Here is a 26,337-nt window from a genome sequence, read left to right on the forward strand (position 1 = left end):
ATTACGTTATTCCTCTGAAGAGTCAAGAGTTTTTTCAAACTTTTTTCTTTTCTCTTCGCTGTCCTTCGTGGCTGTTGTCAGCTCATCGTCGGTCAGTGGATGCGCATTATAGGGAGTTCTCGGATTAGCGCAAGTATTTATTTCAACTTTTTTTCTGTTCGCTTTTTTTTTCAACAAAATAAAGAAAAACGCTCTAATTTTATGCTGATAGCGTGAAATCCGAACAGCTTTCTCTAGCTGACTCACGTAAGATAGAAGACAAATTATGGTATAGGTAACCTTTATTATGCAATTTAGCGAACAACGTTCAGCTTCTCAAAAAAATCTTTCTTATATAGTTGCTGAAAAATTAGGTAAACAAATTCTTTCTGGTCACTATGAACCTGAATCTTTGTTACCAGGAGAAATAGAATTAGCAGAATTGCTCTCTGTCAGCAGGACTGTTATTAGAGAAGCAATAAAAATGCTTGCTGCTAAAGGAATGCTTTTACCTCGTCCAAGAATAGGTACTCGTGTCACTCCAATGCAAAATTGGAATCTATTAGATAATGATCTTCTTAATTGGTGGATAGACAGTGGCGAATTTAATAAAGTCAGCCATTATTTCCATCACGTTCGTTTAGCAATAGAACCTCAAGCCTGTTATTTAGCCGCATTTAATGCAACTGAAAGCCAAAAACAGTCTCTTGTTTTATTTGGCAGAGAAATGCAGTTACTTGATGAGAATTTTGACAGACAACATTGGCTAGATATCGATACTCAATTTCACTATCTCATTTATCAAGCAAGTGGCAATCCGTTCTTTGCCTCTTTTGGCTCATTATTTCTTTCTGCTTATAAAAAGTATTTTGATCTTATTGTGGGTAATGAAACAGTTCAACCGGAAACACATAACCAAATTGTTCAGGCAATTATTGATAAAGATGGAAATAAGGCGCGTGATCTCTGTTTAGTATTATTAACCAGTGATTGAATAGTTTTAATACAAATTTTGTAGGTTTTCTGTTTATAATGAAGCGATAATCAAAATATAGAACAAAGACGGTATATGCTTCATGTTGAAATCCGCCAAAAATATGTCTGGGTTGCCTTGGATTGCTGCAATGGCTTTTTTTATGCAGGCTCTCGATGCAACCATTCTTAATACGGCATTACCAGACATAGCAAAAAGTCTTAATCATTCTCCTCTCGCGATGCAATCGGCTGTTATCAGCTATACCTTAACTGTTGCATTATTAATCCCTGTCAGTGGATGGTTAGCCGATAGATTTGGAACGCGTAAAATTTTTATTATTGCGGTTTCTTTATTTTCTGGTGGCTCTTTATTATGTGCACTTTCTCCTAACCTCACTTTTCTTGTTATTTCACGAATTATACAAGGTATAGGTGGCGCAATGATGATGCCGGTTGCACGCCTTGCTTTATTAAGAGCTTATCCACGCAGCGAATTACTGCCCATTCTCAACTTTGTCACAATGCCAGGATTAGTAGGCCCCATAGCTGGACCTCTTTTAGGAGGGATATTGGTTACTTATGCCTCTTGGCATTGGATATTTATTATAAATATTCCTATTGGCCTATTAGGTATTTTCTATGCCATCAAGCATATGCCTAATTTCACTATGCCAAAACGAAAGTTTGATTTACTTGGCTTTATTTTCTTTGGTTTTGGCTTAGTCATGCTTTCTGTCAGTCTTGATCTTTTTGGTGATAAAAATATCTCTCGCTATATTCCTATTGCCATTATTTTAGGTGGATTTTCTTTACTTGGGTTATACGTCAATCATGCAAGACGCCACCAGCAACCACTAATCCCTCTCAATATATTTAAAACACGCACATTCTCTGTCGGTATTGCAGGAAATATTGCAACAAGATTAGGAACTGGGTGTATTCCTTTCTTAATGCCACTTATGTTGCAAGTGGGTTTTGGTTACCCTGCAATAATTTCCGGTATGATGATGGCACCAATGGCTTTAGGTTCTATTTTAGCAAAATCATTTGTCACAAAGATCTTAGTAAAATTTAGCTATCGCCGAACACTCTTTGCTATCACAATTATTATTGGTTTGATGATAGCTCAGTTCTCACTTCAATCACCGGATATGTCTATTTACTATCTTGTCATTCCACTCTTTTTATTAGGGGTGGTCATGTCTATACAATTTACATCAATGAATACAATTTCATTGGCTGATTTAACAGACAATAATGCAAGTTCAGGAAATAGTGTTTTGGCTGTCACCCAACAATTGGCAATTAGTTTTGGTATTGCAGTGAGTGCATCTATTTTAGGATATTTTGATACAGAGAATGTGGGCACTACGGTTGATAACTTCCATTATACTTTTATTACTGTTGGTATCATTACATTGCTGTCTTCCTTTGTATTCTTACTCCTTGATAAACATGATGGCGATAATTTAACTAATAAAAAGAAAAAGGCCTGATAGCTTTATTTAAACTAAAAAAGAGAGCCTATGCTCTCTTTTTCTTTATATATAGAAGAAACACCCTATAAGGATGAAGCTAAAAAAGTATCCACTTCATGACGCCAAGGTACTGATGGTTGAGCTCCTGCTCGAGTGACAGCAATAGCAGCCGCGGCATGAGCAAACTTAATCGCTGACATCATAGATTGCCCTTCTAATAAAGCAGTGATTAACGCGCCATTAAATGTATCACCTGCTGCGATGGTATCTACTGCTTTCACTTTAAATGCAGGAACGATACAACCTTTATTATTTTGCTCACTCACCCAAACTCCACGGCTTCCTAATGTAATAAGAACCGTTTTAATACCTTTATTATGTAAAACATCCGCTGCTTGTTGAGCACTTTCATCATCGATAACTTTAATTCCAGTCAGATATTCAGTCTCTGTTTCGTTTGGAGTAATAATATCGACAAGTGATAACAGCTCATCAGGTAATGCCTGAGCTGGTGCTGGATTTAATATTACTTGCACATTTTCTTGTTTAGCGATTTCCGCGGCTTTCAAAACAGAATCAAGTGGTGATTCTAATTGCATTAATAGAGCATCAGCTTCTTTTATTATATTCCCATGGAGCTGAACATAACTTGTATCTAATCGTCCATTAGCACCAGCATGAATACCGATGACATTTTCACCCTGCTGATTAACAAAAATCAGCGCGACACCTGTTGCTACGTCATCAATTAACTCAATGCTCTTGGTATCAATGTTATCCGTCATTAATTGAGCTTTGGCTTTTTTACCAATATCATCGTTTCCTAAACAAGCAAGAAATGAAATATTCGCACCACAACGCCCAGCGGCGACCGCCTGATTAGCACCTTTACCGCCAAATACCATTTGAAATTGGTTACCTGAAATAGTTTCACCAGGAAGCGGAAAATGGGCAACATTAAGAATATGATCAGCATTAACACTACCTAAAATCACAAGTTTCTTCGCTTCCATGATTTTTCCTTACTCTCAGTAATAAATTCTAGATGTATCACATAAATGACATTCAATATTTTAAACCGATCATCTCAGCAACATTAATGAAAAAACGTGATCACCATCGAAACGTTTCGCTAGTAAAACAAAAAAGAACCAAAAATAAGCAGTAGGAAGCTGAATCGATTTTTGTTATAAACAATTTGTGTGCTAATAGAATGTTTGACTATATGTCAGCGATCCTTTTCTGATATTTTCAGGGTGATGACGAAAATAAGTACCCATTATTAGGAGTGTTTATGCAACTTGCAGAGCGGATATCACAACTTAGCCAATATCTTGAAACTGGGCTTTATGAGCGACAGTCAGCTATCCGTCTTTGTCTACTTGCAGCACTGAGTGGTGAGAGTGTTTTCTTACTTGGCCCTCCGGGTATTGCTAAAAGTTTAATAGCCAGAAGAATGAAAGAAGCCTTTAAAGAGGCTAAAGCTTTTGAATACCTAATGACGCGTTTTTCAACCCCTGAAGAAATTTTTGGCCCTTTATCTATTCAAGCTTTAAAAGATGAAGGTAAATATCAGCGTTTGGTCGAGGGATATCTACCTGATGCTGAGGTTGTCTTTCTTGATGAAATATGGAAAGCAGGGCCCGCTATTCTTAATACATTATTAACGGCGATTAATGAGCGTAAATTTAGAAATGGAGAAGCTGAAGTTGCTATTCCAATGCGTTTATTAGTCTCAGCCTCTAATGAGCTACCTGATTCAGACAGTAGTCTTGAAGCACTATATGACCGAATGCTTATCCGCATTTGGCTAACCAAAGTTCAGGATAAGAAAAACTTTCGTGCACTACTCATTAATAAAGATGTAAGCTCTTTTCATATTCCAGAACATATCCAAATTACCGCAGAAGAGTTCTCACGTTGGCAATCAGAATTAGAAAAGGTCACTTTAGATGACCACTTATTTGATTTAATTTATCAACTTCGTGAGTCTTTAGATAAAAGTGATGCAGCACCTTATGTTTCAGATAGACGTTGGAAAAAAGCGGTACGCCTTTTACAAGCCAGTGCTTTTTTTAATGGCCGTTGTGCTATTTCACCATTAGATCTTATTTTATTAAAAGATTGCCTGTGGCATGACCAAGCATCATTTGCATTATTAGATAAGTTATTACAAAGCCTTTTAACAGAACAAGCCTACCACCAGCTAGAGTTGATTAGAAAAACAGAAAGTTTATGGGCTGAGTGGATGCAATCAACAAGAAGTAAACAAGAGCAACAGGCCTTTCGTTTTGAAAAACAAAGTGGAATGTTTGGACGAAATGCACATTTTAGCCTATCAGAAAAAATGCAGGCTGATAAATTCACGTTGTTTTTACATATCCCTCTACATATCCATAGTATTCAAGTTAACTTTATTACTATCGAGCAAAAAGCATTAGAAAACTTTTTAGCTAAAGGGAATGAATTATTAGCGCGTTTAAATGGCATTGGTTTCCCACAATCAATTAATGCGCAAATACGTCAAGATGGTGTATTAGAAATTTTAGATGTTAGTCGTCGAACAACATCTCTTTATCAACAAAAAGAGACTGCGCCTGCCGCTCCTATTGAAAATAACAAAGAGTGGCTAGATAAATTAAAAGATCTGACTCAAGAAATTTATGGTGAGCAGGAAAAATTTAATCATCATCAACCAAATTTATTTATTGATAATGATAGCCTTATTTCCATCGAACAAAGCTTTGTTCAGCTTAATGAAAAATTATCGCAATTAAAAAGCCAAATAAAGTAATGATATTATGCTGACACTTTCAACATTAGATATGCTTTTAGCCATAAATGAAGGGCAGCTTATTGAGGAAGTCATTATTGCTATACTTGCATCACCTCAATTAGCGGTATTTTTTGAAAAACACCCAAAGCTCAAAAAAGCCTTACTTAAAGATATCCACCAATGGAAAAAAAGCTTACAGCAAAGAGTAAAAGAAACCTTAGTACCTACCATGATTGCTGATGAGTTTGCCCTTTATCAACAAACTCAGTCATTAGGTAACGCCATATTTAATCAGCAAGTAGAGCAAATACTGGCTGAATTAAACAAACTAGACTCTTCTTTTATTGAAGAAGCATCACAACTAATTAAAACCAATAAGCCTTTTTCACCAGCCCAACAAGCTTTGTTTATTCAACACTGGCGGATAAGTTTAATTTTCCAAGTCACAGCATTACACAAAGCGCTATTTGACCAAGAACAAGAGCAACTCCTTGCAGAACTACAAGAACGTTTAGCGTTAAGTGGAAGCTTAAGTAATACATTCTCAGAAAATGAGCGTGCAGCAGGACGTTTATGGGATATGAGCAAAGGCGTTTTAACAAAAACACCTTTCGATGAGAAAATTATTCAACGTTATAGCGACTTTCTCGATCAACAACCTGAATTACATAAACTCGCAAGTTTGCTTGGCCGTAGCAAAACAGCCAAATCACTTCCTGAAGAGAGTGTGATTTTTGAACCAGTGACTATTGTTGAGAAAGCACCCGATACAACACCAGAGCAAGTCAATGGAATAGGGCTCAGTGATGATATCTTGCGCTTACTTCCTGCCGAACTCGCCTTGTTAGGTATTAATGAAATAGAATATGAATTTTATCGAAAGCTGGTGGAAAAGCAGCTCAATACTTATCGGTTACAAGGGGATAATTGGCAAGAGCGTACTGTATTGCGTCCAGTAACTCATCATCATGATGAAGAAAGACCGAGAGGGCCTTTTATTGTATGTATTGATACATCAGGTTCAATGGGGGGATTTAACGAACAGTGTGCTAAAGCTTTTGGATTAGCATTGATGAAAATAGCGCTAGCTGATAATCGTTCATGCCATGTGATGTTATTTTCCACTGAAACTGTACATTACCAATTGTCATCGTCTAATGGCCTGCAAGAGCTTATCAAGTTTTTGAATCAGTCATTTAGAGGGGGGACAGATTTAAGTGCTTGTCTAGATAATGTCGCAGAAAAACTCAATAGCCCAGCATGGAAAGATGCTGATGCTGTTGTTATTTCTGACTTTGTCGCCCAAAGGTTACCCGAAAACCTAATCAACAAAATCAAAAAAAGCCAACAGCAACAGCACAATCGCTTCCATGCGGTTACCCTATCCAATTACGGTAAACCCAGCATCATGAAAATCTTTGACCATATATGGCGTTTTGATACTGGATTAAAAAGTCGTTTACTTCGACGCTGGCGCCAATAATTACAGCATATCGGCAAAAGCTAAACGGGTGTCTTTTTCCCACACGCCGCATTGTACTTGCCCAATGTGCTCTTTTTGTAGCAGTAACATCACTAAACGAGATTGGCCGATACCACCACCGATAGTTTGAGGCATATCACCATGCATTAATGCTTTGTGCCAATCCAGCTCAAGACGCTTAGTATCATCTGTTAATGTTAACTGACGCATTAATGTTTCAGGATCGACACGGATACCCATTGATGACAATTCAAACGCATCTTGTAGAACAGGGTTCCAGACAAGAATGTCACCGTTTAAACCTTCAAATCCATCTTCGTTTGGTGTCGTCCAGTCATCATAATCAGGAGCTCTCACGTCATGAGCTTCACCACTAGAAAGCTTACCGCCAATACCAATTAAGAAAACGGCGCCACATTCTTTGGCAATTGCTTTTTCACGACCTTTAGCATCAAGGTCAGGATAACGACGCAATAACTCTTCAGTGTGGATAAATTGAATTTGATCTGGCAGGAACGGTACCAGACCAAATTCTTCGCTGACGGCTTTTTCAGTTTCTTTTATTGCCTGATAAATTTTACCCACTGTCTGTTTAAGATAAGGAACTGTACGCTCTTTATCTTCCATCACTTTTTCCCAATCCCACTGATCAACATAAACTGAGTGGATTTGAGTTAAGCGATCTTCGTCTGGTCGCAAAGCTTTCATATGAGTATAAAGACCTTGCCCAGAACTAAATCCAAAACGACCTAATGTTTTACGTTTCCATTTAGCTAATGAATGGACAACCTCAAAAGTAGAATCTGGTAAAGATTTGACTTTAACTTGTACTGCCTTCTCATGGCCTGATAAGTTATCTTGAGTTCCATCACCAAGGCGACTTAAGATCGGTCCTTGAACTTCAATCAGTCCTAATTCTTTTTCCAGCAGTCGTGAAAAATAAGATTTAACAAAGCTAATTTGCTGTTGAGTCTGAATGAATGATTTTTCCATTTTTGTATCCCTAGTGGTGATGTCGTGTTTTGCTGATATAGATTAAGCAACAAAATGGGTACTAAATTCAATATACTTCATTAAAAATAGCCTTGCTTGTTTTAAATCGTTAAAAATAACGCTATAAAAATGTATTATCGTTAAAAACAGAGGGGATTTATGGACAATATTTATCAGATCGATAATCTCGATCGTGACATACTTCACGCATTAATGGCGAATGCGAGAACACCTTACGCTGAATTAGCCAAAAAATTCGAAGTTAGCCCAGGCACAATTCATGTTCGAGTTGAGAAAATGAAGCAAGCGGGAATTATTACAGGAACTCGAGTTGATATTAGTGAAAAGCAACTCGGTTTTGATGTCTGCTGCTTTATTGGAATTATTCTTAAGAGTGCAAAAGACTATCACACAGCATTAGATAAACTAGACAAGTTAGATGAAGTTGTAGAGGTGTACTACACAACAGGGCAATACAGTATTTTTACTAAGGTTATGTGTAAAAGTATAGAAGCCTTACAAGACGTACTTATCAACAAAATTCAGACAATCGATGAAATTCAATCAACAGAAACCCTGATCTCACTGCAAAACCCGATAATAAGGACGATCAAGCCATAAGGGTAAATTCTTATTTTTTTTTATAACCACATTATCCACAGGTAGATCCCAAGTGATTCACAGCGTACAATAGCGCGTCTTGAACACAAGGAGATCATTAATGAAAAAAGTCACTCTTATTAGTGGCAGTACCATGGGTAGTGCTGAATATGTCGCAGAACACCTTGCAGAGATCTTATCTGATGAAGGATTTGAGACAGATCTGCACCATGGGCCTTCTCTTAATGATCTTCCAAATGAAGGGATCTGGCTGGTGGTCACATCAACGCATGGTGCGGGTGATATTCCTGACAACCTACTGCCTTTTGCTAATGAGATATCTGCTGATTCCGTTGATCTTAGTAATATCACCTTTGGTGCGATCGGCATAGGAAGTAGTGAATATGATACTTTCTGCGGTGCGATCAGAACATTGGATCAAAAATTGGTGGAAAAAGGGGCAACTCGCCTTGGCGATCGTCTCGAAATTGATATTCAAAAGTACGACATTCCGGAAGATCCAGCAGAAGAATGGATAGCTTCTTGGAAAAATTTACTTTAAATTGCACAAAAAAACAGCAAACGAATGTGGATAACTCTGCTTAAAAGCAGGGGTTAACCCGTAGTTATCCATTGTATAAGGCTATATCAATAAATGACCTGTGCATAAGTCGTCATTTTGATCCCAGCTTATCAGCAGATAGATCACGGATCATTCACAGTATATGATCCTTTACACTTTTATGATCTTTAAATAGAAAATCCACTTATCCACAGAGGATCGCTTCCTTAATAAAAGATCTAATAAAGAGATCTTTAAATAAAAAGATCTTTAAATAATTACCTGCGGATCTGCTCGCTTGTATCTGTCAAAAAGTTGAGTAGAATTCGTTTTCCCAATGCAACACATTCAGCATTCGTAACATTTAAGGTTCACACATGTTTTATCCAGAACACTTTGACGTCATTGTCATCGGTGGTGGTCACGCCGGTACAGAAGCCGCTATGGCCGCAGCTCGTATGGGGCGTCAAACCCTATTACTGACCCACAATATTGATACTTTGGGCCAAATGTCTTGTAACCCAGCTATTGGTGGGATTGGTAAAGGGCATCTGGTAAAAGAGATCGATGCCATGGGTGGATTAATGGCAACCGCTATTGACCATGCAGGGATCCAATTCAGAACCCTTAACGCAAGTAAGGGCCCAGCTGTAAGAGCAACAAGAGCGCAAGCTGACCGTGTTCTTTACCGCCAAGCTGTTCGTACTACTCTTGAAAATCAACCTAATTTAATGATCTTCCAACAACCTGTTGAAGATCTCATTGTTGAAAACGACCAAGTGACAGGTGCTGTCACTCGCATGGGCTTAAAATTCCGTGCTAAATCTGTTGTTCTAACCGTTGGTACTTTCCTAGATGGTAAAATCCATATTGGTTTAGAAAATTACAGTGGTGGTCGAGCAGGTGATCCACCTTCAGTTTCGTTATCACACAGACTACGCGAATTACCACTACGTGTAGGTCGTTTAAAAACAGGTACACCACCCCGTATTGATGCTAGAACTATCGATTTTAGCCAATTAGCTGTTCAGTTGGGTGATACTCCAATGCCTGTTTTCTCGTTTTTAGGAAATGTGGATCAGCATCCTGAACAAATGCCTTGCCATATCACATACACAAACGAAAAAACGCACGAAGTTATTCGTAATAACCTCGATCGTAGCCCAATGTACGCTGGCGTCATCGAAGGAATAGGGCCTCGTTATTGCCCATCTATTGAAGATAAAGTGATGAGATTTGCTGATCGTAATTCACATCAGATCTTTTTAGAGCCTGAAGGTTTAACAAGTAACGAAATTTACCCAAATGGTATTTCAACAAGCTTACCTTTTGATGTTCAAATGCAAATCGTAAATTCCATGAAAGGTATGGAAAATGCGAAGATCATTAGACCTGGTTATGCTATTGAATATGACTTCTTCGATCCTAGAGATCTAAAACAAACCCTAGAAAGCAAGTTTATTAACGGGTTATTCTTTGCTGGCCAAATTAACGGTACAACGGGTTATGAAGAAGCCGCTGCTCAAGGCATGCTTGCAGGGCTTAACGCGGCACGTTATGCCTTCGATCAAGAAGGTTGGTTCCCTCGTCGTGATCAAGCATACATAGGTGTATTAGTTGATGATCTATGTACTCTTGGTACAAAAGAGCCATACCGCATGTTTACTTCACGTGCTGAATATCGCTTGATGTTACGTGAAGATAATGCTGATTTACGTCTAACCGAAATTGGTCGTGAATTAGGCATGGTTGATGACAACCGTTGGGCACAATTTAGTGAAAAAGTTGAGCTTGTTGAAAAAGAACGTCAACGTTTAAGAAATATTTGGGTTCATCCACAAGCTGATAATCTTTCAGAAATCAATGAATTACTAAATACACCATTATCCAAAGAAGCTAATGGTGAAGATTTATTACGTCGCCCTGAAATGACTTACGACATACTGAAGAATATTACTCGTTTTGCACCGGGTATTGATGATTCAAAACCGCAAGCAGCTGAACAAGTTGAGATCCAAGTTAAGTACGAAGGCTACATTAGTCGCCAGCAAGAAGAGATCGAAAAGCAACTACGCAACGAAAATGCTGCGTTACCGATTGATCTGGACTATAAACAAGTTAGCGGATTATCTAACGAAGTTATTGCAAAACTTAACGATCACAAACCAACATCGATCGGACAAGCATCGCGGATCTCAGGAGTTACACCTGCTGCTATTTCCATTTTATTAGTTTGGTTAAAAAAACAGGGTCTATTACGCAGGAGCGCATCATGAGTGACTTACTTAATCGGCTAAAAAAGCTGGCTAAGCAAGCCAACATTGAGCTTACCGATATTCAAGCTGAAAAACTTACGGGTTATGTTGCGATGCTTGATAAATGGAATAAAGCCTACAATCTCACATCTGTAAGAGATCCACAGCAAATGCTTATCCGTCATATCTTGGATAGCATTGTTGTGAGCCAATATCTTGAAGGTGAAAGATTTATTGATGTGGGAACTGGACCTGGATTGCCAGGTATTCCATTGGCGATAATGCGTCCCGATCACCACTTTGTGTTATTGGATAGCTTAGGTAAACGCGTTCGCTTTATGAAGCAAGTTCAGCACGAACTAGGACTTAATAATATTGAGCCAGTTCAATACCGTGTTGAAGAATACCAAACAGAGAAACCTTTTGATGGTGTTATCAGTCGAGCATTTGCCTCTATGAACGATATGCTCTCTTGGTGCTCTCATTTAGTGACTGAAGAACATGGTCGTTTTTATGCATTGAAAGGACAAATTCATCAAGAAGAGTTAGATGAACTTACTGAAAATGGATTAAAAATGCCTGAGAAAGTGATTAGCTTATCGATACCTGAATTGAATGAACAAAGACATTTGGTGATTATTTAATCAAAAATATTGAGCTTCACTGATCCTTTTTTCATTTTTTGTGCTCTGGCGATAATATTTACAATGTTATCGCCATTTGTTTTATGGGGATTTATGAGGAACATTAAAAATCACCTTAATAAAACAATAATTTAACAATTTGTTATCTTTTACTTCAATTCTCTTTGTAACCTTAGTTTTTCTCTTTTTATTTCCAAAATAAATTAATAATTCTGTGCATTATAAAAATATTGAATTTATTTAATTGAAAATTGGCTAATTATTTTTCAATTGCCACTAAATTGTTCATAAAAGGGAGTTTATTTGTTAACTCTGTTATATATTTTATGAAATAAGCTTTATTTATACTTTTATATATGTGACATATATCACGCTATTTATTTTATTCAGTACTATTATTTTTACTCTTTTTGTCCTTAATCATTTTTCATAAATGGAACCTTGGTAAGAAATTTAAATTAATCTTCACTTTTTCGCTACTTATTGATTGAATTCATTGCCACGCCCCGTATAATTTGCTCGTTTTTGTCACTTGACACTTTATAGCAAAGACAGTTTGATACATCATTCAGTAATACCTTTTACGATAGCTAGTCTGGAGAATACAAACGTCATGTCTGTCTCCCTCTACAACGGGAAAGTTGCACTGAAACTGTTATTTTTGCAGTTTATGACTTTTGTTATTCTCAGTGCGAGTTTCTACTTAAAGAGTACTGACTGGAGTTTTTCGGCTTTTTTAGGCGGATTGGCATGTTGGTTACCCAATATTGCTTTTCTTTTGTTAATGCGCTTACAAAAAGTCAACGAAGAAGAAGCTCCAGTTCGCATAAACTGGCTTTTTGCTTTCAGTGAAGGGTTGAAGGTTATATTATCAATAGCCTTGCTGATTGTTGCTTTAGGAGTGTTTAAAGCGGCATTTGCACCACTGGTCATGACCTACTTAGCGGTGCTTGTTATGCAGGTCGTTGCACCAGCCGTCATTAACGGTTAGCGTTTTTAACAACAAAAGGGTAATTGGCATCATGTCTGCATCAGGAGAAGCATTAACCACTAGAGACTACATAGGTCACCACCTGAATAACCTTCAGTTGGACCTGCGTACTTTCGAGTTGGTCAATCCCCATGCTGAAAATGCGCCATCATTCTGGGTGTTAAATATTGACTCACTTTTCTTTTCAGTATTGATGGGAGCATTATTCCTATGGCTGTTTAGAAAAGTAGCAGTAAGAGCAACCAGTGGCGTACCGGGAAAATTCCAGACTGCAGTAGAAATGATCATCGGTTTCGTTGATAGCAGCGTCCGTGATATGTATCACGGAAAGAGCAAGGTCATTGCACCTTTGGCATTGACTGTGTTCGTTTGGGTGCTGTTAATGAATGCCCTGGATTTATTACCAATCGACTTCATCCCTTATATCGGTGAACACATCTTAGGGTTACCAGCGTTACGCATCGTTCCGACTGCGGACGTGAGTATTACTCTATCGATGGCAATTGGTGTATTTATCCTGATCCTTTTCTATAGCATTAAGATGAAAGGCATAAAAGGGTTTACAAAAGAGCTGACTTTACAGCCTTTTAATCACCCAATTTTTATTCCTATCAACTTAATCTTGGAAGGGGTAAGCCTGCTATCAAAACCTGTTTCCCTCGGTCTTCGACTGTTTGGTAACATGTATGCAGGTGAACTGATCTTTATTCTTATTGCTGGTCTGTTACCGTGGTGGTCACAGTGGTTATTAAGCCTTCCTTGGGCAATATTCCACATACTGATTATTACGTTACAAGCATTTATTTTCATGGTTCTAACGATTGTCTATCTGTCGATGGCATCTGAAGAACATTAATTATTAACTCTTTGAAGAAATAACTGAAACAAACTGGAGACTGTCATGGAAAACCTGAGTATGGATCTGCTGTACATGGCTGCCGCTATTATGATGGGTTTAGCTGCAATCGGTGCTGCAATCGGTATCGGAATCCTCGGAGGCAAATTTTTAGAAGGTGCTGCTCGCCAGCCTGATCTGATCCCTCTTCTGCGTACACAGTTCTTTATCGTTATGGGTCTGGTTGACGCCATCCCAATGATTGCTGTGGGTCTGGGCCTTTACGTGATGTTTGCTGTTGCCTAATGATGGCAATGAGCAGTAAAAGCATCAAGTTAGTTAATAACCAAGAAAGAGGTATTGTGCTGTGAATTTAAATGCAACAATCCTCGGCCAGGCCGTCGCATTTGTCCTGTTTGTTTTGTTCTGTATGAAATTCGTATGGCCACCAATTATGGCGGCCATTGAAAAACGTCAAAAAGAAATTGCTGACGGTTTATCATCTGCAGAACGTGCTAAAAAGGACTTAGATTTAGCGAAAGCCGATGCAGGCGATCAGCTAGCGAAAGCAAAAGCAGAAGCTCAAGCAATCATTGAATCCGCGAATAAACAACGCACTCAAATGATTGAAGATGCTAAAGCAGAAGCAGAGCAAGAACGTAGTAAGATCGTTGCACAAGCTCAATCCGAATTGGATGCAGAGCGTAAACGTGCTCGTGAAGAACTTCGTAAACAAGTCGCAATGCTGGCTATCGCAGGTGCCGAGAAAATTATTGAACGTTCCGTGGATGAAGCTGCTAATAGCGACATCGTTGATAAACTGGTCGCTGAACTGTAAGGAGGGAGGGGCATGTCTGAAATAGCAACGGTAGCTCGCCCCTACGCCAAAGCAGCTTTTGACTTTGCTGTGGAAAACCAGGCTGTCGATAAATGGCAGGTTATGCTGGCGTTCACCGCTGAAGTAGCACGCAATGAGCAGGTAACCGAATTACTTTCTGGTTCTTTAGCATCAGAAAAACTGGCTGACATCTTTGTTGACCTTTGTGGCGAACAATTAGATGGTCATGCTCAGAATTTAATTCGTGTTATGGCTGATAATGGCCGTTTATCAACGTTGCCTGAAGTATTGAGCCAATTTATTCAATTGCGCGCAGTACTAGAGTCAACGGTTGACGTTGAAGTAACTTCTGCCATTGAGCTAACTAAACAGCAGCTAGCTAACATTTCTGCAGCGATGGAAAAACGTCTATCACGCAAAGTGAAGCTGAATTGCAAAATTGATAAGTCTGTTATCGCAGGCATGATTATACGCGCCGGTGACCTCGTCATCGATGGCAGTATTCGTGGCCGTTTAGAGCGATTAACGGACGTCTTGCAGTCTTAAGGGGACTGGAGCATATGCAACTGAATTCCACTGAAATCAGCGAACTGATCAAGCAGCGCATTGCTCAGTTCAATGTAGTGAGTGAAGCTCACAATGAAGGTACGATTGTATCCGTTAGTGACGGTATCATTCGTATCCACGGTTTAGCCGAAGTTATGCAGGGTGAGATGATCGCACTGCCGGGTAACCGTTTCGCTATCGCACTGAACTTAGAGCGCGACTCTGTTGGTGCGGTTGTGATGGGTCCTTATGCTGACTTAGCAGAAGGCATGAAAGTTAAATGTACAGGTCGTATTCTGGAAGTACCTGTAGGGCGTGGTCTGCTTGGCCGTGTGGTAAACACACTGGGTGAGCCGATTGATGGTAAAGGTGCAGTAGAGCATGATGGATTCTCACCTGTTGAGATGATTGCTCCTGGTGTTATCGACCGTCAATCAGTTGATCAGCCTGTACAAACAGGTTACAAATCCGTCGATGCCATGATCCCAATCGGTCGTGGTCAGCGTGAATTGATCATCGGTGACCGTCAAACAGGTAAAACTGCTCTGGCTGTCGATGCGATCATCAACCAACGTGACTCTGGCATTAAATGTATCTATGTCGCTATCGGTCAGAAAGCCTCTACTATTTCGAACGTTGTTCGTAAATTAGAAGAACATGGCGCGTTAGAAAACACCATTGTTGTTGTTGCTTCTGCATCAGAATCTGCAGCGCTGCAATACCTAGCTCCTTATTCAGGTTGCGCAATGGGTGAATACTTCCGTGACCGTGGTGAAGATGCCCTGATTATTTATGATGACCTGTCTAAACAGGCTGTCGCATACCGTCAAATTTCACTGTTACTTCGTCGTCCACCTGGACGTGAAGCATACCCTGGTGACGTTTTCTATCTGCACTCCCGTTTACTGGAGCGTGCTGCTCGCGTTAATGCTGAGTATGTAGAAGCTTTCACTAATGGTGAAGTTAAAGGCAAAACCGGCTCTCTGACTGCGTTACCAATTATCGAAACGCAAGCAGGGGACGTTTCTGCATTCGTTCCTACGAACGTAATCTCTATTACCGATGGTCAGATCTTCTTAGAATCTAACCTGTTTAACGCAGGTATCCGTCCAGCTGTTAACCCAGGGATCTCCGTATCTCGTGTTGGTGGTGCAGCTCAGACTAAGATCATGAAGAAACTTTCTGGTGGTATCCGTACTGCACTTGCGCAGTATCGTGAGCTGGCAGCATTCTCACAGTTCGCTTCAGATCTGGACGATGCTACCCGTAAACAATTGAACCACGGTCAGAAAGTGACTGAATTGCTGAAACAGAAACAGTACGAACCAATGTCTGTCGCACAACAGTCTTTATCACTGTTTGCAGCAGAACGTGGTTATCTGGAAGATGTTGAAATTTCAAAAGTTGTGCCATTTGAAGCGGCTTTATTAGCTTATGCCTCTCGTGAACATGCTGATTTATTGAAAGAAATCAACCAGACTGGTACTTATAACGAAGAAATCGAAGCGAAGCTGAAAGGCGTGCTAGAAAACTTCAAAGCGACTCAGTCCTGGTAATAACTATTCGGCCTAATAGTTAAACATTAGGCCGTCTGGTTCATGAGGAGAAGCAGAAATGGCCGGCGCAAAAGAGATACGTTCGAAGATCGCCAGTGTGCAAAACACACAGAAGATCACTAAAGCGATGGAGATGGTCGCCGCGTCGAAAATGCGTAAAACGCAGGAACGCATGGCAGCCAGCCGTCCTTATGCAGAAACCATGCGCAGTGTGATTGGTCACCTTGCGTTAGGGAATCTGGAATACAAACATCCATACCTCGAAGAGCGTGAAGTTAAACGTGTCGGGTACCTGGTTGTTTCGACCGACCGTGGTTTGTGTGGTGGTTTGAACATTAACTTGTTCAAAAAACTGCTGGCAGACATGAAGGAGTGGTCTGAAAAAGGTGTGCAGGTAGATTTAGCACTAATCGGTTCTAAAGCCACTTCATTCTTTGGCTCTGTTGGCGGGAATGTTGTTGGTCAAGTAACTGGTATGGGTGATGATCCAAAACTGTCAGACCTTATCGGTCCAGTCAATATCATGTTGCAGGCTTATGACGAAGGTCGTTTAGATAAACTGTATGTGGTGGCAAATAAGTTCATCAATACCATGGCTCAAGAGCCTAAAATTCTTCAGGTTTTACCATTACCACCAGGTGATGATGAAGAGCTGAAAGAAAAATCTTGGGATTATCTGTACGAACCTGATCCTAAGGCGTTACTGGATACTTTACTGCGTCGTTATATCGAATCGCAAGTTTACCAGAGCGTCGTAGAGAACTTAGCGAGTGAGCAGGCCGCCCGAATGGTCGCGATGAAAGCCGCTACAGATAACGGTGGTAACCTGATTAAAGAACTGCAATTGGTGTACAACAAAGCACGCCAAGCAAGCATTACTCAGGAACTTACAGAAATTGTGTCTGGTGCAGCCGCGGTATAACAGCTAGGTTTACGAATTACGTAGAGGATTCAAGATGGCTACTGGAAAGATTGTCCAGGTAATCGGCGCCGTAGTGGACGCCGAGTTCCCTCAGGATAGCGTCCCTAAAGTATACGACGCTCTTGAGGTTATGAATGGTAAAGAAAAACTGGTGCTGGAAGTTCAGCAACAGTTAGGCGGTGGTATCGTTCGTTGTATCGCAATGGGTACATCAGACGGTTTAAGCCGTGGCTTAAAAGTTGAAAACTTGGGCCACCCAATTGAAGTACCAGTAGGTAAAGCAACACTGGGACGTATCATGAACGTTCTGGGTACACCTATCGATATGAAAGGTGATATTGCAACTGAAGAGCGTTGGTCTATCCACCGTGAAGCACCTACCTACGAAGAGTTATCAAACTCACAAGAACTGCTTGAAACCGGTATCAAAGTAATGGACTTAATCTGTCCGTTTGCTAAAGGTGGTAAAGTAGGTCTGTTCGGTGGTGCGGGTGTTGGTAAAACAGTTAACATGATGGAATTGATCCGTAACATTGCGATCGAGCACTCAGGTTATTCTGTATTTGCCGGTGTTGGTGAGCGTACTCGTGAGGGTAACGACTTCTATCATGAAATGACAGATTCTAACGTTCTTGACAAAGTATCGTTAGTTTATGGTCAGATGAATGAGCCACCAGGAAACCGTCTGCGTGTAGCACTGACTGGTCTGACTATGGCTGAAAAATTCCGTGATGAAGGCCGTGACGTACTGTTATTCGTCGATAACATCTATCGTTACACCTTAGCAGGTACTGAAGTATCAGCACTGTTAGGTCGTATGCCATCAGCGGTAGGTTACCAGCCAACATTGGCTGAAGAGATGGGTGTTCTGCAAGAACGTATCACTTCAACCAAAACAGGTTCAATCACCTCTGTACAGGCTGTATATGTACCTGCGGATGACTTAACTGACCCATCACCAGCAACAACGTTTGCTCACTTAGATGCGACAGTTGTACTGAGCCGTCAAATTGCTTCATTAGGTATCTACCCTGCGGTTGACCCGCTGGATTCAACCAGTCGTCAGTTAGACCCACTGGTAGTTGGCCAAGAGCACTATGATGTTGCTCGTGGTGTTCAGTCTATCCTGCAACGTTATCAGGAACTGAAAGACATCATCGCTATCTTAGGTATGGATGAACTGTCAGAAGAAGATAAACTGGTTGTTGCGCGTGCGCGTAAGATCCAGCGCTTCCTATCTCAGCCATTCTTCGTTGCTGAAGTATTTACCGGTTCACCAGGTAAGTTCGTTTCCCTGAAAGACACTATCCGTGGCTTTAAAGGTATTCTGAACGGTGATTATGACCACCTGCCAGAGCAGGCGTTCTACATGGTTGGTACTATCGAAGAAGCAGTAGAAAAAGCTAAGAAGCTTTAATACGGCTGACGGGAGGTTGATATGGCCGATACATCGTTCCACCTGAAAGTTGTCAGCGCTGAAAAGCAGTTATATGACGGCGAAGTCAAACGAATTCAGGTAACTGGTAGCGAAGGTGAGCTCGGTATTTATCCGCAGCATACCCCGTTATTAACTGCCATAAAACCGGGCATGGTACGTGTCGTAAAAACATCGGGCGAAGAAGAGGTTATCTACCTTTCAGGTGGTATTCTCGAAGTTCAGCCGACAGGCGTCATTGTACTGGCAGATACAGCTATCCGTGGTCGTGATTTGGATGAAGCGAAAGCGTTGGAATCTAAGCGTAAAGCTGAAGAACACATTCAATCCTCTCATGGTGATGTTGATTATGCTCAAGCATCAGCAGAATTAGCCAAAGCGATTGCAAAACTACGTGTAATCGAATTGACTCGACGTTGATGTAAATAGGCAGTCTATGAATAAAAAAGCCAGTTGGTTCTTAGCTAACTGGCTTTTTTGCGTCATGAAATATTTTGTGTGACGAAATATGTAGTATTATTTGGCATAAACAGGTTTACTTGCCATTCTTTACGGGAGTTATCGGGTTAATTATGTCTAATTCAGCTAAAAGCGTTGTTATTCTTGCTGCGGGAAAAGGCACCCGCATGTATTCACAGTTACCTAAAGTTCTTCATAAACTTGCGGGTAAATCCATGGTGCAACATGTGATTGATACTGCCAAGTCATTAGGTGCTCAACAAACACACCTTGTCTATGGGCACGGTGGTGAACTAATGAAAGAAAAATTAGGTTCACAACCTGTTAATTGGGTACTACAAGCAGAGCAACTAGGAACAGGTCACGCAATGCAACAAGCTGCGCCTTTCTTTGCTGATGATGAAGATATCCTGATGCTTTATGGTGATGTTCCACTTATCACCAAAGAAACGTTAGAACGTTTAATTGAAGTAAAACCAGAAGGCGGTATTGGCTTATTAACGGTTATTTTAGATAACCCAACGGGCTATGGCCGTATTGTTCGTGAAAATGGCGAAGTGACTGGCATTATCGAGCAAAAAGATGCTTCTGAAGAACAACTCAAAATTACTGAAATCAATACGGGTATTTTAGTAGCGAATGGTGGTGATTTAAAACGTTGGTTAGGTAAACTCAATAATAACAATGCACAAAAAGAGTATTACATTACTGACATTATCGCATTAGCGTATAAAGAAGGCCGTAAAATTGAAACGGCTCACCCTCGTCGTCATAGTGAAATGGAAGGCGTGAATAACCGTTTACAACTGGCTGCATTAGAACGTATTTACCAAACAGAACAAGCAGAACGTTTATTATTAGAAGGCGTTATGTTGCTTGATCCGGCGCGCTTTGATTTACGTGGCACATTAACTCACGGTAAAGATGTCGTGATTGATACTAACGTTATCATTGAAGGTGATGTGACTTTAGGGAATAACGTTGAAATTGGTACAGGTTGTGTCCTGAAAAACTGTGTGATTGGTGATAACTCGATTATTAGCCCATATACGGTGATCGAGGATGCAAACTTAGCACAAGAGTGTACTGTTGGGCCTTTTGCACGTCTTCGCCCTGGTAGTGAATTAGCGGATAAAGCTCATGTTGGTAACTTTGTTGAGATGAAAAAAGCAAGTTTAGGAGTTGGCTCTAAAGCCGGCCATCTAACTTACTTAGGTGATACTGAAGTAGGCGCTAATGTTAATATTGGTGCAGGTACTATTACTTGTAACTACGATGGTGCGAATAAATTCAAAACAGTTATTGGTGATGATGTCTTTATTGGCTCAGATACCCAATTAGTGGCACCAGTGACTGTTGCTAATGGAGCAACAATTGGTGCGGGAACAACACTCACTAAAAACGTGAATGAAAACGAATTAGTGATCAGTCGAGTTAAGCAAACTCATATCAGTGGATGGAAACGTCCAGTGAAGAAAAAACAATAATTTTAAGATAAGGGCGTATATTTAATTAGCGCCCTTTTCTTGTACGCTATTATTCTAAAAACAAAAAAATATCCCCGCTTTCTACAATGGCTTGGGGAATAAGCCAATCAGGTATAAGACATCCAAGTGCGAATAAACGCACAGTTTTAGGAATAACACAATGTGTGGAATAGTAGGTGCAGTTGCACAACGCGATATCGCTGAAATCTTAATTGAAGGCTTACGTCGTTTAGAATACCGCGGTTATGATTCTGCGGGTTTAGCGGTTGTGGATAATGACTGTAAAATGACACGTCTGCGTGAAGCTGGCAAAGTGCAAATGTTGGCTGATGAAGCAGAAAAGACACAAGTGATTGGTGGTACAGGTATTGCTCATACACGTTGGGCAACACATGGTGAACCTTGTGAAGATAATGCGCATCCTCATGTATCAGGTACGATTGCGGTTGTACATAATGGCATTATCGAAAACTACCAAGAACTGAAAGCAGAATTAATTAAAAAAGGGTATCAGTTTGCCTCTCAAACTGACACTGAAGTAATTGCTCACCTTGTTAACTGGGAACAGCGTCAAGGTGGTACATTACGTGAAGTTGTACAACGCGTTATTCCTCAATTACGTGGTGCTTACGGTACCGTTATTATGGATAGCCGTACACCTGAGTTATTAGTGGCAGCTCGTTCTGGTAGTCCGCTGGTGGTAGGTCTTGGGGTAGGTGAAAACTTCCTTGCTTCTGACCAATTGGCTCTATTACCTGTTACCCGCCGCTTTATCTACCTTGAAGAAGGGGATATTGTTGAAATTACTCGTCGCCACGTTCATGTTTTTGATGTGAATGGCAATGAAGTTAATCGTGATACGATTGAATCAAATGTTCAATACGATGCGGGTGATAAAGGTGTTTACCGTCACTACATGCAAAAAGAGATCTATGAACAACCTCTTGCGATTAAAAACACCCTTGAAGGTCGTTTAAAATCAGAAACTATCGATCTCAGTGAGTTAGGGCCTAAAGCTGAAGAGATCTTATCTAAAGTTGAACATATTCAAATTGTAGCTTGCGGGACTTCTTATAACGCAGGTATGGTTTCTCGTTATTGGTTTGAATCTTTAGCAGGTATTCCTTGTGATGTTGAAATTGCATCAGAATATCGCTACCGCAAACCAGCAACTCGCCGTAATAGCTTACTGATCACATTATCTCAATCAGGTGAAACAGCAGATACATTAGCTGCTTTACGTTTATCTAAAGAGCTAGGTTATTTATCTTCTTTAGCAATTTGTAACGTTGCTGGCTCTTCTTTAGTTCGTGAGTCTGAATTTGTTTTAATGACTAAAGCGGGTGCTGAAATTGGTGTTGCATCAACCAAAGCATTTACAACACAGTTAACCGTTCTATTAATGCTGGTGGCATATATGGGACGAATTAAAGGTGTCGCGACATTAGAACAGGAAGTTTCAACAGCATTACATGCATTGCCAAGCCGCATTGAAAGCATGTTATCGAAAGATAAAGTGATTGAAGCGTTAGCTGAAGACTTCTCAGAAAAAAGTCATGCTTTATTCTTAGGTCGTGGTGATCAATACCCGATTGCAGTAGAAGGTGCATTAAAGCTAAAAGAGATCTCTTATATTCATGCAGAAGCGTATGCTGCTGGTGAATTAAAACATGGTCCATTAGCATTAATTGATGCAGATATGCCGGTTATCATCATTGCTCCAAACAATGAATTATTAGAGAAATTAAAATCTAATATCGAAGAAGTTCGGGCTCGTGGTGGTTTACTGTATGTGTTTGCTGATCAAGATGCAGGCTTTGAAGAAAACGAAACGATGAAGTTAATTTCACTGCCTCACGTTGAAGAACTTATCGCACCTATTTTCTATACCGTACCATTACAGTTGTTGTCTTATCATGTTGCTTTAATTAAAGGCACAGACGTAGATCAACCTCGTAACTTAGCAAAATCGGTTACGGTTGAATAAAAATTAGCTTTTTATAAATAATTTATTGTTATTTATACTTGAACCCAGTGAGATCTTAACAGATACACTGGGTTTTTTATTATATTTATCATATATCCAGGTCTTTAGATATAAATAAAATTTATTAAATAAGGCTAATGCTGCTCATTAGCAACAACGTCAATAATAATAATCGTTAATAATGATTAATGAGGTTCGCTTAACTTAAAGAAAAAATAACTAAATAAATCCTCTTATTCAATAAGAACATTTATTTATCTTTTCTAGGAATAAAATATTTAATAATAAAAATAAATTATATTTTATAATTTAAAAAATAGTTACAGTAAATATTGTAATGTACTGTTTATATTGATAATTATGTTTTTTATTTTTATAGGCATTCTGTGTTTTATTTGATCTTTTATTATATCGGTATTTTATTTTATCTATATTAATTTGATTTTAAATGAGATTTTTTTACGTTTTATTTGGTTTTATTTTTCTAATTTCTTATTAAAACAGTCAAGCAATGTTCAGGTTAACTCTCTTATCTCCTCTGATCTCTTATTTAAAAATATATTTCTTTAAATTGTATTTATGGGTTGTTTAATTAATTGTTATTATGATTTTAAAAAATAGATGCAATCATATTAAATATATGTAAAGTTTAAGGTTGTTTTATTTATTAACAACCAATGAAAATTAAAAATTAATGCTAATGATTGTTACTTAGCGTTTTATTGCAGTTTATAAGCGAGTTCTTTCAGGAGAAATAAAGCTCAAAAGTAAGCTAAGAAAAACTGCAAATTATAATTACAAGAGGTAAGAGAAATGCAAAACACAATTAATTCACAATACAATGAAATGGTTGAATTTTTAAAAGAATTAGTGAACACAGAAAGTGGCTCTTATGATAAAGAAGGCGTTGATGCTGTTGCTAATTTACTTATCCAACGTTATGAAAAACTCGGTTTTGTTGTTGAAATTTTTAAAAATGACAAATTAGGGAATAACTACCGTTTAGTGCATAAAGAAGCTAAAGATCCACAAATTTTCATTGCTGCTCATCTTGATACAGTTTTCCCTAAAGGAACAGTGGCAGAGCGTCCATTTAGTATCGAAGGTACTCGTGCTTACGGCCCTGGCGTTATTGATATGAAAGCCAGTCACGTTCTGACTTATTACGCGATCAATGCATTGATACAATCAGGCAATAGTGCTTATAAAAATGTTGAAATTTTCCTGAATTGTGATGAAGAAATTGGCTCAAAAACTTCTCGTGGTCTAATTGAACAGTATGCCAAGAATAAATCCTATGCCTTAGTGATGGAGCCTGCTCGTGCTAATGGAGCGATTGTGAGTGCGCGTCGAGGTGTGGGAACTTATGAGCTTTTAATTGAAGGTAAAGCATCTCACTCTGGTATTGCACCAGAAGCGGGAATTAGCGCTATTCAAGAGCTCTCTTATAAAATCCAAGCATTACACGCACTTTCTCGTCATGATGACGGCCTTTCTGTCAACGTAGGATTGATTTCTGGTGGTACATCAGTTAATACCGTCGCACCTAATGCACGTGCTGAGATTGACGTTCGTATTTCAACCGATGAGCAAGGTGTTGAAATTGATAAACTTGTAAGAGAAGTATGCAGCAAACCTGTATTAGAAGGAATTAAGCTTACACTTAATGGCGGTATTAATCGCCCTCCTATGGTCAAAACTCCTGAAAGTGGTGCATTAATTGACATGATCAAAGAGCAAGCTCATCTGCTTGGTCTTGATATTGAAGATATTTCAACTGGTGGTGGTTCTGATGCTTCATTTACCGCGGGTGTTGGCACTCCTAGTGTAGATGGCTTAGGCCCTATTGGGGGATATCAACACAGCGATAAGGAATATATTGATTTGCCTTCATTAACTGAAAGAACGGTGCTATTTGCCAATATTTTAAAGCGCTTGTCTCAATAAGGTGAATGTATGGATAAGAATAAAAAAATAAAGTGGGCTATGCCTGATGCTTTTATTATTATTTTTGGCATCGTTATCTTAGCAGCTATTGCGACTTATTTAATCCCAGCAGGAACTTATGAACGCGAAACAGTAAATGGGCTAAATCGTGTTGTACCAGGTAGTTTTGGTTATGTTGACCAAAATCCAGCTTCATTAATGGATGTTTTTTATGCTATTCCTGTAGGATTAAAGCAGTCAGCGAGTATTATTTTTCTGATCTTTATGATTGGTGGTGCAATTGCTATTTATGATAGAACTCGCGCTATTGATTCAGGGATCAATGCGTTAATTGTCAAAACAAAAGGTAATTACCAAGCACTGATTATTACCGTTGCGTTTATATTTGGAATGCTTTCATCATTAGGATTGGCTGCAAATGCGGTGATTGCTTTTATTCCAATAGGAATAGCCCTTTCACGTTCGATGAAATTAGATGCCATAACGGGAGTTGCTGTTGTTTACCTAGGATATTATGCAGGAAATGCAGTCGGTGTTTTAGATCCTACTATTTTAGGTACAGCACAAACCTTAGCTGAAGTGCCTTTATTTTCAGGTGTGATTTTTAGAATTGTATTATTCTCAGTTCTGATTGTGGTCACTATTGCTTATATTGTTTGGTATGCAAGACGTATCGCGAATAATCCAGCTAAAAGTTATATGTATGGACTAGCAACAGATGATCCTGATTATGATGCTAACAAAGATCAAACCGTGGATGGTACTTTCTCTTTAATGCAGAAATTGAGTCTTGTGGTCTTTATTGCATTTATTGGATTGTTTTTATACGGTGCATTTGAATATAAATGGGGAATTGAGCACTTATCTGCCATCTTTATTATGATGAGTGTTGTGGTTGCGGCGATGTTTAAAATTGGCCCTAATGACTACATAAAAACTTTTATGAAAGGCGCTCAATCCTTAGTTTATGGTGCATTAGTCGTCGGTATTGCTAGAGCTGTGATTGTTATTTTAGATGAAGGTCGTGTGCTGGATTCTATTGTTCAAGCCACACTCGTTCCATTACAGCAAACCTCTCATTTTTGGGGAGCGCAGTTACTTTATTTCTTTAATTTATTATTCAATTTATTAGTAACATCAGGAACTGGACAAGCTTCTATTGTGATGCCAATTATGGTACCTATCTTAGATATATTGGATCTCACTCGCCAAACTGGTGTTTTGATCCTTAAGTTAGGTGATGGATTTACTAACATTATTACACCAACATCTGGCGTATTAATGGCAGTATTGGCAGTGGGTAAAGTGCCTTGGACTCGTTGGGTTAAATTTGTTTTCCCAATATTGATCATTTGGACGGTGATTGGTATGGCAGCAATTGGTATCGCAACCGCTATTAGCTATGGCCCTGTCTGATTTATAAAATAAGAAAATTAAAATAGCCGCATATAGTAAGCGGCTATTTTTTTAATTATGGCTTTAGCCAGTTTAAGTCGCGCTAGCGTCTTAAACATAAAACCACCTGCTTTGCAGGTGGCGTTCAAGGGTTATACCAAGAAAAACACCTTTCCGTTACGATATAGATGTTC

23 protein-coding genes are annotated in these 26,337 nt (G+C 39.3%); 21 read left to right on the plus strand and 2 right to left on the minus strand.

Annotation, left to right across the window (positions count from 1 at the left end; translation table 11 throughout):
• Positions 1 to 286 precede the first annotated feature (286 nt).
• Entirely contained in the window at positions 287 to 973 is a 687-nt protein-coding gene (locus DK857_RS18370; protein WP_109402947.1) for a FadR/GntR family transcriptional regulator, read from the plus strand.
• Positions 974 to 1,055: 82 nt separating this feature from the next.
• Positions 1,056 to 2,450, plus strand: coding sequence for a multidrug transporter subunit MdtD (mdtD, locus tag DK857_RS18375; protein ID WP_109394537.1), 1,395 nt, complete (start codon positions 1,056 to 1,058; stop codon positions 2,448 to 2,450).
• Between the two features lie 65 nt (positions 2,451 to 2,515).
• On the opposite strand, the gene rbsK is transcribed toward mdtD, so the two are convergent.
• Positions 2,516 to 3,445 (minus strand): ribokinase, encoded by a 930-nt coding sequence (rbsK, locus tag DK857_RS18380; protein WP_109394535.1) that lies wholly within the window; start codon positions 3,443 to 3,445, stop codon positions 2,516 to 2,518.
• Between the two features lie 281 nt (positions 3,446 to 3,726).
• Here rbsK and ravA point away from each other — a divergent pair, with 281 nt between their 5' ends.
• Both ravA and viaA read left to right on the plus strand, forming a co-directional pair.
• Positions 3,727 to 5,226: an ATPase RavA gene (gene ravA / locus DK857_RS18385; RefSeq protein ID WP_109402948.1), complete on the plus strand. Its 1,500-nt coding sequence runs from the start codon at positions 3,727 to 3,729 to the stop codon at positions 5,224 to 5,226.
• A gap of 7 nt (positions 5,227 to 5,233) precedes the next feature.
• Positions 5,234 to 6,691: an ATPase RavA stimulator ViaA gene (viaA, locus tag DK857_RS18390; protein WP_109394531.1), complete on the plus strand. Its 1,458-nt coding sequence runs from the start codon at positions 5,234 to 5,236 to the stop codon at positions 6,689 to 6,691.
• Here the strand turns inward: viaA and asnA are convergent, their stop codons facing one another.
• Positions 6,692 to 7,684 (minus strand): aspartate--ammonia ligase, encoded by a 993-nt coding sequence (gene asnA, locus DK857_RS18395; protein ID WP_109394529.1) that lies wholly within the window; start codon positions 7,682 to 7,684, stop codon positions 6,692 to 6,694.
• A 159-nt stretch (positions 7,685 to 7,843) separates the two neighbouring features.
• Between asnA and asnC the strand changes: the two genes are divergently transcribed.
• The 17 genes from asnC to DK857_RS18480 all read left to right on the plus strand — a co-directional run bounded on the left by asnC (position 7,844) and on the right by DK857_RS18480 (position 26,164).
• A complete protein-coding gene (gene asnC, locus DK857_RS18400; RefSeq protein WP_023583317.1) occupies positions 7,844 to 8,305 on the plus strand; it encodes a transcriptional regulator AsnC in 462 nt (153 codons plus the stop codon).
• 100 nt (positions 8,306 to 8,405) lie between these two features.
• Complete coding sequence (mioC, locus tag DK857_RS18405; protein ID WP_075673970.1) at positions 8,406 to 8,846, plus strand: FMN-binding protein MioC; 441 nt, start codon at positions 8,406 to 8,408, stop codon at positions 8,844 to 8,846.
• Between the two features lie 377 nt (positions 8,847 to 9,223).
• The gene (mnmG, locus tag DK857_RS18410; protein ID WP_109394525.1) at positions 9,224 to 11,122 is read left to right on the plus strand and encodes a tRNA uridine-5-carboxymethylaminomethyl(34) synthesis enzyme MnmG; all 1,899 of its coding nucleotides are present in this window, start codon (positions 9,224 to 9,226) and stop codon (positions 11,120 to 11,122) included.
• Entirely contained in the window at positions 11,119 to 11,745 is a 627-nt protein-coding gene (gene rsmG, locus DK857_RS18415; RefSeq protein WP_109394523.1) for a 16S rRNA (guanine(527)-N(7))-methyltransferase RsmG, read from the plus strand. The genes mnmG and rsmG overlap by 4 nt, the downstream gene beginning before the upstream one ends.
• Before the next feature lie 613 nt (positions 11,746 to 12,358).
• The gene (gene atpI, locus DK857_RS18420) at positions 12,359 to 12,736 is read left to right on the plus strand and encodes a F0F1 ATP synthase subunit I (RefSeq protein ID WP_098941545.1); all 378 of its coding nucleotides are present in this window, start codon (positions 12,359 to 12,361) and stop codon (positions 12,734 to 12,736) included.
• 31 nt (positions 12,737 to 12,767) lie between these two features.
• Positions 12,768 to 13,592, plus strand: a complete 825-nt coding sequence (gene atpB / locus DK857_RS18425; protein ID WP_023583322.1) for a F0F1 ATP synthase subunit A — start codon at positions 12,768 to 12,770, stop codon at positions 13,590 to 13,592.
• Between the two features lie 45 nt (positions 13,593 to 13,637).
• Entirely contained in the window at positions 13,638 to 13,877 is a 240-nt protein-coding gene (gene atpE, locus DK857_RS18430; RefSeq protein ID WP_004246596.1) for a F0F1 ATP synthase subunit C, read from the plus strand.
• Positions 13,878 to 13,938: 61 nt separating this feature from the next.
• The gene (gene atpF / locus DK857_RS18435; RefSeq protein WP_036914499.1) at positions 13,939 to 14,409 is read left to right on the plus strand and encodes a F0F1 ATP synthase subunit B; all 471 of its coding nucleotides are present in this window, start codon (positions 13,939 to 13,941) and stop codon (positions 14,407 to 14,409) included.
• A gap of 12 nt (positions 14,410 to 14,421) precedes the next feature.
• Positions 14,422 to 14,955 carry a F0F1 ATP synthase subunit delta gene (atpH, locus tag DK857_RS18440; protein WP_006534344.1) on the plus strand — a complete coding sequence of 178 codons (534 nt, stop codon included), beginning with the start codon at positions 14,422 to 14,424 and terminating at the stop codon, positions 14,953 to 14,955.
• Positions 14,956 to 14,969: 14 nt separating this feature from the next.
• Positions 14,970 to 16,511, plus strand: a complete 1,542-nt coding sequence (gene atpA / locus DK857_RS18445) for a F0F1 ATP synthase subunit alpha (protein ID WP_006534343.1) — start codon at positions 14,970 to 14,972, stop codon at positions 16,509 to 16,511.
• Positions 16,512 to 16,569: 58 nt separating this feature from the next.
• A complete protein-coding gene (atpG, locus tag DK857_RS18450; protein WP_109394519.1) occupies positions 16,570 to 17,433 on the plus strand; it encodes a F0F1 ATP synthase subunit gamma in 864 nt (287 codons plus the stop codon).
• Positions 17,434 to 17,467: 34 nt separating this feature from the next.
• Positions 17,468 to 18,850 carry a F0F1 ATP synthase subunit beta gene (atpD, locus tag DK857_RS18455; RefSeq protein WP_023583323.1) on the plus strand — a complete coding sequence of 461 codons (1,383 nt, stop codon included), beginning with the start codon at positions 17,468 to 17,470 and terminating at the stop codon, positions 18,848 to 18,850.
• Positions 18,851 to 18,871: 21 nt separating this feature from the next.
• Positions 18,872 to 19,288: a F0F1 ATP synthase subunit epsilon gene (locus DK857_RS18460; RefSeq protein ID WP_006534340.1), complete on the plus strand. Its 417-nt coding sequence runs from the start codon at positions 18,872 to 18,874 to the stop codon at positions 19,286 to 19,288.
• A gap of 152 nt (positions 19,289 to 19,440) precedes the next feature.
• The gene (gene glmU, locus DK857_RS18465) at positions 19,441 to 20,814 is read left to right on the plus strand and encodes a bifunctional UDP-N-acetylglucosamine diphosphorylase/glucosamine-1-phosphate N-acetyltransferase GlmU (RefSeq protein ID WP_098941544.1); all 1,374 of its coding nucleotides are present in this window, start codon (positions 19,441 to 19,443) and stop codon (positions 20,812 to 20,814) included.
• Between the two features lie 160 nt (positions 20,815 to 20,974).
• Positions 20,975 to 22,801, plus strand: coding sequence for a glutamine--fructose-6-phosphate transaminase (isomerizing) (glmS, locus tag DK857_RS18470; protein ID WP_109394515.1), 1,827 nt, complete (start codon positions 20,975 to 20,977; stop codon positions 22,799 to 22,801).
• 813 nt (positions 22,802 to 23,614) lie between these two features.
• Positions 23,615 to 24,748: a M20 family metallopeptidase gene (locus DK857_RS18475; RefSeq protein ID WP_109394513.1), complete on the plus strand. Its 1,134-nt coding sequence runs from the start codon at positions 23,615 to 23,617 to the stop codon at positions 24,746 to 24,748.
• A gap of 9 nt (positions 24,749 to 24,757) precedes the next feature.
• Positions 24,758 to 26,164 (plus strand): YfcC family protein, encoded by a 1,407-nt coding sequence (locus DK857_RS18480; RefSeq protein WP_109394511.1) that lies wholly within the window; start codon positions 24,758 to 24,760, stop codon positions 26,162 to 26,164.
• Positions 26,165 to 26,337: the final 173 nt, after the last annotated feature.

This window comes from Proteus terrae (assembly GCF_003144325.1).
In the GTDB taxonomy this organism is placed as follows: Bacteria; Pseudomonadota; Gammaproteobacteria; order Enterobacterales; family Enterobacteriaceae; genus Proteus; species Proteus terrae.